This window comes from Acidovorax sp. LjRoot129, from assembly GCF_964253765.1.
Lineage (GTDB): Bacteria > Pseudomonadota > Gammaproteobacteria > Burkholderiales > Burkholderiaceae_C > Acidovorax.
In genome coordinates, this window is record NZ_CAXUSE020000001.1 from 3017441 (window position 1) to 3030451 (window position 13011).

11 protein-coding genes are annotated in these 13011 nt (G+C 64.1%); 4 read left to right on the forward strand and 7 right to left on the reverse strand.

What is annotated here, in order from left to right; all coding sequences use genetic code 11:
- Positions 1 to 141 precede the first annotated feature (141 nt).
- The 6 genes from ACSQ3Q_RS13835 to ACSQ3Q_RS13860 form a co-directional block, all read right to left on the reverse strand.
- Positions 142 to 837, reverse strand: coding sequence for an ABC transporter ATP-binding protein (locus tag ACSQ3Q_RS13835; RefSeq protein WP_436134936.1), 696 nt, complete (start codon positions 835 to 837; stop codon positions 142 to 144).
- Between the two features lie 3 nt (positions 838 to 840).
- A complete protein-coding gene (locus ACSQ3Q_RS13840; protein ID WP_436134937.1) occupies positions 841 to 1632 on the reverse strand; it encodes an ABC transporter ATP-binding protein in 792 nt (263 codons plus the stop codon).
- Between the two features lie 2 nt (positions 1633 to 1634).
- Positions 1635 to 2981: a branched-chain amino acid ABC transporter permease gene (locus tag ACSQ3Q_RS13845; RefSeq protein ID WP_436134938.1), complete on the reverse strand. Its 1347-nt coding sequence runs from the start codon at positions 2979 to 2981 to the stop codon at positions 1635 to 1637.
- A 4-nt stretch (positions 2982 to 2985) separates the two neighbouring features.
- Positions 2986 to 3939 carry a branched-chain amino acid ABC transporter permease gene (locus tag ACSQ3Q_RS13850; RefSeq protein ID WP_436134939.1) on the reverse strand — a complete coding sequence of 318 codons (954 nt, stop codon included), beginning with the start codon at positions 3937 to 3939 and terminating at the stop codon, positions 2986 to 2988.
- Positions 3940 to 4007: 68 nt separating this feature from the next.
- A complete protein-coding gene (locus tag ACSQ3Q_RS13855) occupies positions 4008 to 5240 on the reverse strand; it encodes a branched-chain amino acid ABC transporter substrate-binding protein (protein ID WP_436134940.1) in 1233 nt (410 codons plus the stop codon).
- Positions 5241 to 5508: 268 nt separating this feature from the next.
- The gene (locus ACSQ3Q_RS13860; RefSeq protein WP_436134941.1) at positions 5509 to 7152 is read right to left on the reverse strand and encodes a 3-(methylthio)propionyl-CoA ligase; all 1644 of its coding nucleotides are present in this window, start codon (positions 7150 to 7152) and stop codon (positions 5509 to 5511) included.
- A gap of 210 nt (positions 7153 to 7362) precedes the next feature.
- On the opposite strand from ACSQ3Q_RS13860, the gene ACSQ3Q_RS13865 reads away from it, so the two are divergent.
- On the forward strand, positions 7363 to 8049 hold the full coding sequence (locus tag ACSQ3Q_RS13865; protein WP_436134942.1) for a Crp/Fnr family transcriptional regulator: 687 nt from the start codon (positions 7363 to 7365) through the stop codon (positions 8047 to 8049).
- A gap of 45 nt (positions 8050 to 8094) precedes the next feature.
- Here ACSQ3Q_RS13865 and ACSQ3Q_RS13870 read toward each other — a convergent pair whose 3' ends face one another.
- Positions 8095 to 9801, reverse strand: coding sequence for a carboxylesterase/lipase family protein (locus ACSQ3Q_RS13870; RefSeq protein ID WP_436134943.1), 1707 nt, complete (start codon positions 9799 to 9801; stop codon positions 8095 to 8097).
- Between the two features lie 183 nt (positions 9802 to 9984).
- Between ACSQ3Q_RS13870 and ACSQ3Q_RS13875 the strand changes: the two genes are divergently transcribed.
- The 3 genes from ACSQ3Q_RS13875 to msrB all read left to right on the forward strand — a co-directional run bounded on the left by ACSQ3Q_RS13875 (position 9985) and on the right by msrB (position 12992).
- Positions 9985 to 11022, forward strand: coding sequence for an AraC family transcriptional regulator (locus ACSQ3Q_RS13875; protein WP_436134944.1), 1038 nt, complete (start codon positions 9985 to 9987; stop codon positions 11020 to 11022).
- 78 nt (positions 11023 to 11100) lie between these two features.
- Complete coding sequence (locus ACSQ3Q_RS13880) at positions 11101 to 12582, forward strand: protein adenylyltransferase SelO (protein ID WP_436134945.1); 1482 nt, start codon at positions 11101 to 11103, stop codon at positions 12580 to 12582.
- On the forward strand, positions 12579 to 12992 hold the full coding sequence (msrB, locus tag ACSQ3Q_RS13885) for a peptide-methionine (R)-S-oxide reductase MsrB (RefSeq protein ID WP_436134946.1): 414 nt from the start codon (positions 12579 to 12581) through the stop codon (positions 12990 to 12992). Before ACSQ3Q_RS13880 ends, msrB begins: the two co-directional genes overlap by 4 nt.
- Positions 12993 to 13011 lie beyond the last annotated feature (19 nt).

A 13011-nucleotide genomic window follows, 5' to 3' on the forward strand; every position in this document is an offset into this window, starting at 1 on the left:
GCGAAAAAGCCTCCTCCGACCTCAGTCACGCCCTCAGCCCGCGGAACTGGCGCGCTCCAGGCCAGCGCCCTCGCGCAAGGGCCGCCCCGCCGGGGGCGTCCCCCTCCGGGGGAAGGCGCCGCAGGCGACTCAGGGGGGCTTCTAAACCTCCAGCCATTCCTTGCGGATGTAGTTGTCGGCCCGCAAACTATCCGGCGTGCCCTGGAACACGATGGAGCCGTGTCCCATCACCAGCGCCCGGTCCGATATCTTCATCGCGATGGTCAGCTTCTGCTCGATGAGCAGCACCGAGATACCGCGCGCTTTCAGGGTCTGCAGGTACTGCCCCACCAGCTCGACGATCTTGGGCGCCAGGCCCTCGGTGGGCTCGTCGATGATGATCAGATCCGGGTCGCCCATCAGCGTGCGGCACAGGGTGAGCATTTGCTGCTCGCCGCCGGACATCACGCCTGCCTCGGTGTGCTGGCGCTCCTTGAGGCGCGGGAACATCTCGTACATGTCGTCAAACGTCCAGCGGCTGCCCTTGCCGCTGCCCTTTTGGCCGAGCAGCAGGTTCTGGTGCACGGTGAGGTTGGGAAACACGTCGCGGCTCTCGGGCACGTAGCCCAGGCCCAGGTGGGCGATCTCGTAGGCCTTCTTGCCATTCAGGGCCTGGCCCTTCCATTCGAGCGTGCCTTCCCAGTCCACCAAGCCCATGATGGCCTTGGCGGTGGTGGAGCGGCCCGAGCCGTTGCGGCCGAGCAGCGCCACAATTTCACCGGGCTGGACTTCAAAACTCACACCATGCAGCACATGGCTCTTGCCGTAGTAGGCGTGGAGGTTGTCAATTTTCAGCATAAGTCAGTGTCCCGCGCCTTGCTCGTCGGCCACGACGGAGCCCAGGTAGGCCTCCTGCACACGCGCATTGGCGCGCACCTTTTCGGGGATGTCGAAGGCGATCACCTCGCCATAGACCACCACGGCGATCTTGTCGGCCAGGCCGAACACCACGCCCATGTCGTGCTCCACCGTGAGCAGCGTGCGGCCTTCGGTCACTTCCTTGATGAGGTGGATGAACCGCGTGGTTTCGCTCTTGCTCATGCCGGCGGTAGGCTCGTCCAACAGGATCACGTTGGCACCACCGGCGATGGTGATGCCGATCTCGAGCGCCCGCTGCTCGGCATACGTGAGGTTCATGGCCAGCGTGTCGCGCTTGCGGTCGAGCTTGATCATCTCCATGAGCTCTTTGGCGCGCTCGTTGGCATCGTGCAGGTTGGACAGGAAACGCAAGAACGTGTACTTGTAGCCCATGCTCCAGAGCACACCGCAGCGCAGGTTCTCAAACACCGAGAGCTTGGGGAAGATGTTCGTGATCTGGAAACTGCGCGAGAGGCCCTTGCGGTTGATCTCGTACGGTGCCAGGCCGTTGATGCGCTGGCCGTTCAGGATCACGTCGCCACTGGTGGGCGCGAAGCGCCCGCTGATGAGATTGAACAGCGTGGACTTGCCGGCGCCGTTGGGGCCGATGATGGCTACGCGCTCGCCGGGGGCCACAACCAGGTTGGCGCCGCGGATGATCTCGGTCTTGCCAAAGCTCTTGCGCAGGTCGCGCAACTCAAGAGCTGGGGTGGGGGTTGCGTTGTCAGCTGCCATATTCACAGCGCCTCCGCACGCTTGATTTCATGTTCAATTTCTTCCTGGATCGTGCTCCACTGGCGCAGGAACTGGCGACGGCACAGCTCAAACAACCCGAAGCCGGTGACCATCACGAAGACGGCACCAAACCAGCTGGTAAAGCCCTTGGCGTTAAGGGTGGCGCCGAGGAAGGTGAGCTCTGGCCCGAGCGCCGCGTTGAGCTGCAGGTGGTAGGTCATCTCGATCATGCAGGCCGCACCGAGCACGCCCACCAGGGCCGTGCCAGCCAAGGCCAGGTAGGAGCTCGACAGCTGGCGCAGCTTGCCGTACTTGGCAAGACGCACGTTCATCATGATCAGGCTGGCGATGCCGCCGGGCGCATACATCACCATGAACAGGAACACGAGGCCCAGGTACAGCAGCCACGCCTTGGACAACTCGGACAGCAGGACCGAGGCCAGCACCAGCAGCACCGCACCGATGATGGGGCCGAAGAAGAACGTGGCCCCGCCGAGGAAGGTGAACAGCAGGTAGCCACCGGAGCGGATCACGCTCAGGCTGTCCGCACCGGTAATGATCTCGAAGTTGATGGTGGCAAGGCCACCCCCAATGCCCGCAAAAAAGCCCGCGATGATGAAAGCGAAGTAGCGCACACGCTGCGTGTTGTAGCCAATGAACTCCACGCGTTCGGGGTTGTCTCGCACAGCGTTGAGGATGCGGCCGAGCGGCGTGCCGGTAAAGGCAAACATGGCCGCCGTGCAGACAAAACAGTACGCAGCGATCAGGTAGTACACCTGCATGCCCGAGCCGAAGGTGAGGCCAAAAAATGGCTTGCCATACACCCGGTCGGTCGTGATGCCGCCCTCGCCCCCGAAAAACTCGGGGAACATCAGCGCCATCGAGGCCACCAGTTCGCCAATGCCCAGAGTGATCATGGCAAAGGTAGTGCCCGACTTCTTGGTGGTCACAAAGCCCAGCACGATGGCAAAGAAAGCCCCGGCCAGGCCGCCCACCAGTGGGATGAGCACCAGCGGTATGTTGACGGTGCCTTTGGTCGCCATGTTCATCGCATGGATCGCAATGAACGAGCCCAGCCCCGTGTACACAGCGTGCCCGAAGCTCAGCATGCCGCCCTGCCCCAGCAGAATGTTGTACGACAGGCAGATGATGATCAGGTAGCCGATCTGCGAAAGCATCGTCAGCGCCAGGCTGCTGCGAAACAGCATAGGAGCCACGATGAGCATGGCCGCAAACAGCGTCCAGATGACGAACCGGCCCACGTTCCAGGGCTTGAAGCGGTAGTAGGAAGCGGCGCCGGTTCCGGCGCTGGAGCCGGCGGCAATGATGGGTGTCGAAGTGGTATTCATGGCTTCAGTCTTCCCGTGTGCCCAACAGGCCCTTGGGGCGGAAGATCAGGATCAGCACGAGGAACAGGTACGGCAGGATGGGTGCCACTTGCGAAATCGTGAGTTTGAGAAGGGGGTAGCCAAAGGTTTGATCAGTGACTGCCACACCCACGGCCTTGAACACATGGATCAGCGAATAGTCGAGCGCCACGGCAAAGGTCTGCACCAGCCCAATGAGCAGCGATGCCAGAAAGGCCCCCGCCAGCGAGCCCATGCCACCCACCACCACCACCACGAAGATGATGGAGCCGACCGATGCCGCCATCGCGGGCTCGGTCACATAGGTATTGCCGCCGATCACACCCGCCAGGCCAGCCAAGGCAGCTCCGCCACCGAACACCAGCATGAAGACGCGCGGCACGTTGTGGCCCAGCGCCTCGACCATGTGCGGGTACTTGAGCGCCGCCTGGATCACGAGGCCGATGCGTGTGCGCGTGAGCAGCAGCCACACCGACACCAGCATCAGCAGTGCCACCAGCATGACGAAGGAGCGCGACTTGGGAAACTGCGTGCCATACAGCGTGAACAGCGGCCCTTGCAATTGCTCAGGCAGGCCGTACGGCACGGTGGAGCGCCCCCACACCAGTTGCACCACTTCCAGGATGAGGTAGGAGAGCCCGAAGGTGATCAGCAGCTCTGGCACATGGCCAAACTTGTGTACGCGGCGCAGGCAGTAGCGCTCGAACGCGGCGCCTAGCGCAAACACGACCAGCGGTGCCAGCACGAGGGCAGGCCAGAAGCCCACCAGGCCGGAGATCGTGAACGCGAAGTAGGCACCCAGCATGTAGAAGCTGGTGTGCGCGAAATTGAGCACCCCCATCATGCTGAAGATCAGCGTGAGGCCGGAACTCAGCATGAACAGCAGGAGCCCGTAGCTCACGCCGTTCAGCAAAGAGATCACGAAAAACTCAGGATTCATTGGAATTTTTCAATGCTGGGGTGAAAAAAAGGCCCGAGCAGTCGGGCCTCGATACAGTCGCAAAGGCCTTATGGGCGCTTCATCTGGCACGAGGTGGGCGTGCTGGCCACAAAGGGCTCGTAGTACTTCACAGGCACGAAGGTGTGGCCGGTGTTTTCAGAATCGAGCGGGTACTTGCCGCCGGCCTTTTCCCACTTGGAGATGAAAAGGCCCTGCTGCAGCTGGTGGTCCGTCTTGCGCATCTCGACTTCGCCGTTGAAGCTCTTGAACTTCATGCCTTCGAACACAGCAGCCACCTTCACAGGGTCGGTCGACTTAGCCTTGGCAAAGCCCTCCGACAGCATGGTGAAGGCGTGGTAGACCGCGCCGGTGTACATGTCGTCGTTGAACTTCTTCTTGTAGTCCACCACGATCTTGTTGAGCTCGCCTGGCAGGTTCATGTGGGCGTAGGCCACCATGTACACGCGGCCGGCGGCGGCCGAACCCATCGCAGTGGGGCTGCCGGTGACGGAACCGTAGTACGTGTAGAAGTTGACGTTGTTCAGGCCCGCATCGTTGGCAGCCTTGATGAGCAGCGCCAGGTCGGAACCCCAGTTGCCGGTGATCACGCTGTCGGCACCCGACTGTTTGATCTTGGCAATGTAGGGCGCAAAGTCGCGCACCTGGGCCAGCGGATGCAGGTCGTCGCCGACGAATTGCACGTCGGGGCGCTTGCGCTGCATCATTTCCTTGGCGAATTTCGCGACCTGGTGGCCGTGCGAATAGTTCTGGTTGATGAGGTAGACCTTTTTGACCTCAGGCACGTCTTTCATGTACGTGGTCAGGGCTTCCATCTTCATGGAGGTATCAGCATCCAGACGGAAGTGCCAGTAGCTGCACTTGCTGTTGGTGAGGTCCGGGTCCACGGCCGCGTAGTTCAGGAACAGGACTTCCTTGCCGGGGTTGCGGGAGTTGTGCTTTTCCAGCGCATCCATGATGGCGAGCGCGGGGCCGGAGCCGTTGCCCTGGACGACATAGCGTGCGCCCTGGTCCATGGCCGAGCGCAGGGCGCTGGTGGTCTCCTGTGGGCTGAGCTTGTTGTCGATGCCGATGATCTCGAATTTGACCCCCGCAGCATTCTTCTTGTTGAACTCCTCAGCAATGAACTGGAAGCTCTTGAGCTGGTTGGTTCCCACGGCTGCCATCAGGCCGGAAAGCGGGTCGAGCCAAGCGATTTTTACGGTCTCGCCTTTTTGAGCGAACGCGCCGCCAGCGCTTGCCAGGATTACCGAGGCTGCTACAGCCTTAATAGCGAACTTCATGGTCTTGTCTCCTTGTAAATCAACACAACGCAGCGTACCGCGTTGCAACACGACGACCGTCAGGGATTGCCCCTACCGGCGTCACACACGTGACTGGATTTGGTGTCACCCCCTGAGGCGCTGCGCGCCTTCACCCCTCTCTCGCTGCGCGGGAGGGGGACGCACCCGGTGGCCTGGCAAAGCCAGTTCCACGGGTGCACTCGCGTGGCCCGGGCCAGTTTCTTAGATCGTGACGGTGTCGGTGTTCTGTCGCGACCCGTGGTTTGTCTCAAAGCCCCGGAAGTTTGTAATCCTTCAGTTGCTCGCGCAACTTGGTCTTGAGCATCTTGCCGGTGGCGCCCAGCGGAATGGCGTCGACGAATACGACGTCATCGGGAATCTGCCACTTGGCGGTCTTGCCCTCGTAGAAAGCCAGCAGCTCTTCGCGCGTGACCTCCGTGCCGGGGCGCTTGACCACGACCACGATGGGGCGTTCGTCCCACTTGGGATGCGGCATGCCCACGCAGGCCGCCATGGCGATTGCGGGGTGGGCCATCGCGATGTTCTCGATATCGATGGAGCTGATCCATTCACCGCCGGACTTGATCACGTCCTTGCTGCGGTCGGTGATCTGCATAAAGCCGTCAGTGTCGATGGTGGCCACGTCGCCCGTGGGGAACCAGCCGCGGCCTTGTGCGTCCTTGATCAAAGGGTTGCCGCCCTCGCCCTTGAAATAGCTGTCCACGATCCACGGTCCTTTGACCAGCAGGTCACCGTAGGTCTTGCCATCCCAGGGCAGTTCGGCCCCGTCGCCGCCCACGATCTTCATGTCCACGCCGTAGATCGCGCGGCCCTGCTTCTGCAGGACCTTCATCTGCTCGTCCTTGGACAGCACCAGATGCTTGTTCTTCAGGGTGCACAGCGTGCCCAGCGGGCTCATCTCGGTCATGCCCCAGGCGTGGAGCACTTCCACGCCGTAGTCTTCCTTGAAGGCATGGATCATGGCGGGCGGGCAGGCCGAGCCGCCGATGACGGTGCGGCGCAGTGTGGAGAATTTGAGGCCCGCGGGCTTCATGTGGCCCAGCATCATCTGCCACACGGTAGGCACGCCGGCGGCGTAGGTCACCTTCTCGGCTTCGATGAGTTCGTAGATGGATTTGCCGTCCATGGCAGGGCCGGGGAACACCAGCTTGCAGCCCGTGAGCGCGGCCGAGTACGGAATACCCCACGCGTTGACGTGGAACATGGGCACCACCGGCAGCACCGAATCGCGCGCCGACAGGCACATCACGTCGGGCAGCGCTGCGGCGTAGGCGTGCAGCGTGGTCGAGCGGTGGCTGTACAGCGCGGCCTTGGGGTTGCCGGTGGTGCCGCTGGTGTAGCACATGCTCGATGCCGAGTTCTCGTCAAATTCGGGCCAGACATAGTCGGCCGGATAGGCGCCAATCCACTCTTCGTAGCTGCTGAGCCCGGGCACGCCGGAGTCCGCTGGCAGCTTGTCGGCATCGCACAGCGCCACCCATTTCTTGACCGTGGGGCACTTGGCGTGCACGGCCTGCACCAGGGGCAAAAAGGTCAGGTCAAAACACAGCACCTGGTCTTCGGCGTGGTTCACGATCCAGGCGATCTGGTCTGGGTGCAGGCGCGGATTGACGGTGTGCAGCACACGGCCGGAGCCGGAGACACCGAAGTACATCTCCATGTGGCGATAGCCGTTCCAGGCCAGCGTGGCCACGCGGTCGCTGAACTGCAGCTTCAAGGCGTCGAGCGCATTGGCCAGTCGGCGTGCGCGCGCCCCCAGGTCGCGGTAGGTGTAGCGGTGGATGTCGCCCTCGACCCGACGGGAGACGATTTCGGCGTCGCCGTGGTGGCGCTCCGCGAACTCGATCAGCGACGAAATCAAGAGCGGTTGGCTCTGCATCAGGCCCAGCATGGATGCTCCTTGGATGTTGTTGTGAAGGGAAAGATCATCGTAGCGCGGTGGCAGTCGCCGGAATGTCGCTCGCGGCGAAAACCCGTGCATCCGCTGCGTTGATTGCACGGCAGTGTGCGCTGGTGGGGCAGCCCTGCCAACACCTGTCGCCCGGATGACAAACGCACAGGGATTACCCTGCACGTCGGGTGACCAAAGACAATGCGCCGCATGCTCTCTTTTGTGCCGACCGCCCAGCGCTTTATCGAAACCCAGCCCTGGTTTGCCAGCGCCCCGCTGGGTCTGCAGGAGCGCCTGCGTGCGGAGGTGTTTGCCACACAGGGCGACAAGGGCACGGTGATGCTGCCCGCTGGCAATGCCGTGCAGGGCTGGCATGCCGTGCTGTCAGGTCTGGTGATGCTGCAAAGCCCCGCCAGCAAGGGACGTTCGTCGGCTTTTATCGGCGTGCCCGACGGCGAGTGGTTTGGCGAAGGCTCAGCCATGAAGCCCGAGCCGCGCAAGTACAACGTGGTCGCGCTGCGGCCCACCACCCTGCTCTGCCTGCCGCTGCCATTGTTTGATGTGCTGCGCGAAACGCACCTGGCCTTCAACCAGTTTCTGGTGCTGCATCTCAATATGCGCCTGGGCCAGGCCATGACCATCATCGAGGCGGGCCGCACACAGTCGACCGAGCACCGCGTGGCGCTGTACCTGAGCCGCCTGTTCTGGCGCAGCACGCGCCGGCTCAACCTGACGCAGGACGAGCTGGGCCAGCTGGTGGGCCTGTCGCGCCAGACGGTGAACCGCGTGCTGCAAACGCTGGAAGGGCTGGGCATCGTGTCGCTGGATTTCGGCAAGGTGGCCATCGTGGATGACGACGCGCTGGTCGCGTACTTGGCAGCCACGGCGGCATCGTGAACGGACATGGGCTTGGACGTCACCGGGCAGGCTGACTGACCACGCTTATTGAACGCTGAGCCGCGTGGCCTTCTGGTCCGCGTCGAAGATGAACCTGCGCGGCCAGGCCTGCCACTCCTGCCCCAGGCCGGCGTGGTTGGGGTTGCCGGTGTGCACGAAGGCCCGCACGCTGTCCATCATCACGCCCGACAGGGCCAGGCGGCCCGGCTGGTTGGCGGTGCTGTTGGCCGCCTTGGCCAGCAACGAAGGGCCGAAGTTGCCGAACACGAATGGCAGATCGAAGCCGTGGGCTGCGCCGTACACATCATTCCAAGGCGATGGCTGCTGCGCCCAGTTGAACTGGTAGCTCCACACGTTGGCCTGCTGGGCGCGCAGTGTGTTGAGCAGGTTGTCGCGGCTCGGGTCGATGAAGGCGGCGCCCAGCAGCTTCATGCGGGCGTTGTAGCCGGTGACCGGCGCGGTGACGGGCAGGTACGACGCGTCAATGACGTCGGCCGTCGTGAGCGTGGTGGGCGCGTCGGGGTTGAATTTTTGCGTCATCGCAAAGCGCTCGGCGTCGCTGATCTTCATGCCGGGCTTGCCGCCCAGCAGCGCGAGGAAGGGTGCGAAGAGCTTGGCCTCGTCCAACGTGTAGCCCGACAGCACGGGCACCTTGTGGTAACGCCCTGCCCCGATGGCGGCGATGGGGTCGACCGGAATCACCACGCCGTCGGGAATGGGGCCTGAGCCCGTGAGGCCGCTCTTGAGCACGGTCTGCAGCACCACGCGGCCGTCCTTGCCGCGCAGGTAGCTGGCGGTTTGCGCGGGCGTCCAGCCGGCCACCAGCGCGGCCGCCGCTGCCGCGTCGGGCGCCAGTCCGTCGGCCAGTGCCAGGGCCGCCAGCAACCCACCCGCCTGCGCCGCGTATTTGCTGACGGGGTTGAGCGTGGGGATCGTGCCCGCAGGCAGGTTGGTAGGCAGCGAAATGCCGGCGCTGACCGGCAGTGCCTTGTGGAACAAGCCTGCGGCCGGCTGTGCCGTCAGCAGGGCCAGCACGTTGGTAGCACCCGCCGACTGGCCCATCAGAGTGACGTTACCCGCGTTGCCACCAAAGCGGCTGATGTTGTCCTGGATGAAGCGCAGCGCCTGGATGTTGTCCAGCGGCGCGTAATTGCCGCTGTACGCCTGGCTGCCGGTGTGCAGCGCGGGCAGCTGAAAGAAGCCCATCACATCGAGGCGGTAGTTGGCCGTGACGACCACCGCATTGGCCTTGCGGGCCAACGCCGCGCCGTCGTACACCGGGTCTGCCGTGTAGCCGGAGATGCCGCTGCCGCCGTGCAGGAACAGCAGCACGGGCAGGTTGTCCTGCGTGTTGGCCGGGCGCCAGATGTTGAGGGTCAGGCAGTCTTCGCTGCCCACGGGGGTGCCCAGGGTCTGGCCGATGGTGTCGTCAATACGGTTGTTGGTGCCGGGGCCGTAAAGGCGCCCCATCTGCAGGCAGGCGCTGCCAAAACGCGTGGCGTCGCGCTCGCCCGTCCACGGTGCGGGCTCTGCGGGCGCTTGCCAGCGCAGGTCGCCCACGGGGGGCTTGGCAAACGGCAGGCCCTTCCAGGCGTAGGTGCCGGTGGTGGCGCTGTCGTCGGTTCCGCGCACCGCGCCGTAGCGGGTCTCGCGCAGTTCGGGCGGCGTGCCGCTGGAGCCTCCGCAGGCAGTACCCATCAATGCTGCCAGCACGGCGGCGCCAAAGCGCACGCGGCGTTGAAAATCAGCCATGTCTTGTCTCCTTGGGGGTTTTCAGGAATGGGTCGGGCCTCTGCAAAGCGTCACACTTGCGACAGGGCCAGACCTCAGCGACGATTGTGTGAACGCATCGCCATCGGCCCACTATCGCAACCGCGCCAAAACAGTGACTTCAGAACACCACCCTCGCGTTAACCCTGACCTGGCAGCCCGGCCATGACACCGCGGACCAGCTCCGCCGCGTGGGTGCGCAGCATCGCGGACATGTTTGCGGCAGAAGGCTTGCCTGCCGCAGACCTGTGCACCGAAGCCGGCATCGACCTGCCCGCCCTGCAGCAACAGCACACCCGTGTGGACGTGGACCGTGTGAGCCGCCTATGGGAGGCAGCCGCGGCGCGGTATGGCCAGCCCGGCCTGGGCCTGGCGCGCGATCTGGCCGCGCGCTACGGCAATGTGGACCTGGTGGGCTATGCGCTGGCCTCTGGCCCCAACCTGCTGATCGGCTTCGAGCACCTGCAGCGGCACATGGCGCTGATCTCGGACGCCACCACCTTCGAGATGCAGCGCGACCCGCGCGGCCAGGGCCACTGGCTGGCGATCAGCCACATCGGCGCCAGCCGGCCCATCCCGCGCCAGCGCATCGAATTCGCGGTGCTGACCCTGTTCATGCTGTGCTGCTGGCTGACCCGGCGCGACCTGGTGCCCCAGGCCGTGGAGCTGACCACTGCGCCGCCACACGACGACGACGCCCGCTACCGCGCAGCATTCGGGCTGCTGCCGCGTTTCGGCCAGCCGGCCAACCGGTTCCTGTTGGCAGACGCCGATCTGCTGGCCCCCATACCCACCCACAACCCCAGCCTGTGGGCGCTGCACGAACGCATGGTGGAGTCGGAGCTCGACCAGCTCGGCCAAACGCTGGCCAGCACCCGGGTGCGCACCGAGATCGCGCGCGTGCTGCACCTGGGCGAGCCGCGGCGCGAGGACATCGCAGCGCGGCTGCACCTGACCGACCGCACCCTGCAGCGGCGTTTGCAGGCCGAATCCGTGAGCTACCAGCAGCTGCTCGACGACACCCGCTGCGAGCTGGCCCGCCAACACCTGAGCGATGCGCGGCGCAGCCTGGGCGAGATCGCCGACCTGCTGGGCTTTGCTGACCAGAGCAACCTGTTTCGGGCGTGCAAGCGCTGGTTCGGCATGCCGCCAGGCCAGTACCGCGCGCAGGTGCTGCAGCCCGAGCACGAAGCGGCCTCTTGACCTGAGGGACGGGGCAAGCGGGCGCGCCCAAGGCCCTGCCGATGCCCGGGGGAACGGCGCTGCGAGACAATCCACCCCATGAACCTCAGCGTCGACAGCGACACCTCCGCCGACATCGGCCTGGCCTGGAACCACGGCTTTGCCGCTCTGGGGCCAGACTTCTACACCGAACTGCGCCCCACCCCGCTCCCATCGCCCCACTGGGTGGGCACCAGTGCCGACGTGGCGCGGTTGATTGGGCTGGACCCTGCCGAGCTGCAGCGCGACGAGGCCTTGCAGGCTTTTACCGGCAACACGCTGCTGACCGGGTCGCGCCCGCTGGCTAGCGTGTACAGCGGCCACCAGTTCGGCGTCTGGGCCGGGCAACTGGGCGATGGCCGCGCCATCCTGCTGGGTGAGACGGCCAGCGGGTACGAAGTCCAGCTCAAGGGCGCGGGCCGCACGCCGTATTCGCGCATGGGCGACGGTCGCGCGGTGTTGCGTTCGAGCATCCGCGAATTTCTGTGCAGCGAAGCCATGCACGGGCTGGGCATCCCCACCTCCCGCGCGCTGTGTATCACTGGTTCGCCCGGGCCGGTGCGGCGCGAAGAAGTGGAAACGGCTGCCGTGGTTACCCGGGTAGCCCCTAGTTTTGTACGCTTTGGCCACTTCGAGCACTTTGCGGCCAACGGCCTGGAAGCCCAGCTCAAGCAGCTGGCCGACTACGTCATCGACCGCTACTACCCTGAGTGCCGTGGCACTACCGAGCTTGACGGCAATGCCTACGCCGCGCTGCTGCAGGCCGTGAGCGAGCGCACTGCGCGACTGATGGCGCAGTGGCAGGCCGTGGGGTTTTGCCACGGCGTGATGAATACCGACAACATGAGCATCCTCGGGCTCACGATCGACTACGGGCCATTCCAGTTTCTGGACGCGTTCATCCCCGGCCACATCTGCAACCACAGCGATACCCAGGGCCGCTATGCTTACAACCGCCAGCCCAACGTGGCGTACTGGAACATGTTCTGCCTGGCGCAGGCGCTGATGCCGCTGATTGGCGACGAGGAATTGGCCCGGGCAGCGCTGGAGTCTTACAAGGCCGTATTCCCGCAAGAGTTCATGGCCCGCATGCGCGCCAAGCTGGGCCTCGCCTCGCCGCGGGAACAAGACGGCGAACTGATCGATGCCATCTTGCTGCTCTTGGCCCGCAATGGCGTGGACTACACCATCTTCTGGCGCCGGCTCTCGCACGCAGTGGGCAACAGTGATTTCGAGCCGGTGCGCGACCTGTTCGCTGACCGCGAAGCCTTTGATGCATGGTTGCTATCATATTCAGAGCTACCAGTGCTTGATAATCAAGCGCTGGCGGCCAATTTGATGCTTAAAACGAATCCCAAGTTCGTGCTGCGCAACCACCTGGGCGAGCAAGCCATCCGCGCTGCGAAGCTGGGCGATTTCTCAGAATTCCAAACCTTGCAGCGGCTGCTGGAGCGCCCATTTGATGAGCACCCCGGGCACGACGCGTACGCAGCCTTCCCGCCCGACTGGGCGTCCTCCATCGAGATCAGCTGTTCATCATGACCTACCCCGTTCAGAAGACCGACGCCGAATGGCAAGCCGTACTGCGTGAGAAAGGCGCCGAGCCCGTGGCCCTGCAGGTCACGCGCCACGCCGCTACTGAGCGCCCGTTCACCGGCAAATACGAAGCCCACTGGGCCGATGGCAGCTATCACTGCGTCTGTTGCGGCGCAAAACTGTTTGATTCCGTAACCAAGTTCGACGCCGGATGCGGCTGGCCCAGCTTCTCTGAAGCGATCCCTGGCGCCATCGCCGAGATCGTCGACCGCACCCATGGCATGGTACGCACCGAGACGGTGTGTGCACAATGCGGGGCCCATCTGGGCCATGTATTCGAGGACGGCCCGACACCGACCGGCCTGCGCTATTGCATGAACTCGGCTTCGCTCGACTTCGAATCCGACAAAAGCTGACCGCACTGCGGCTGCGACT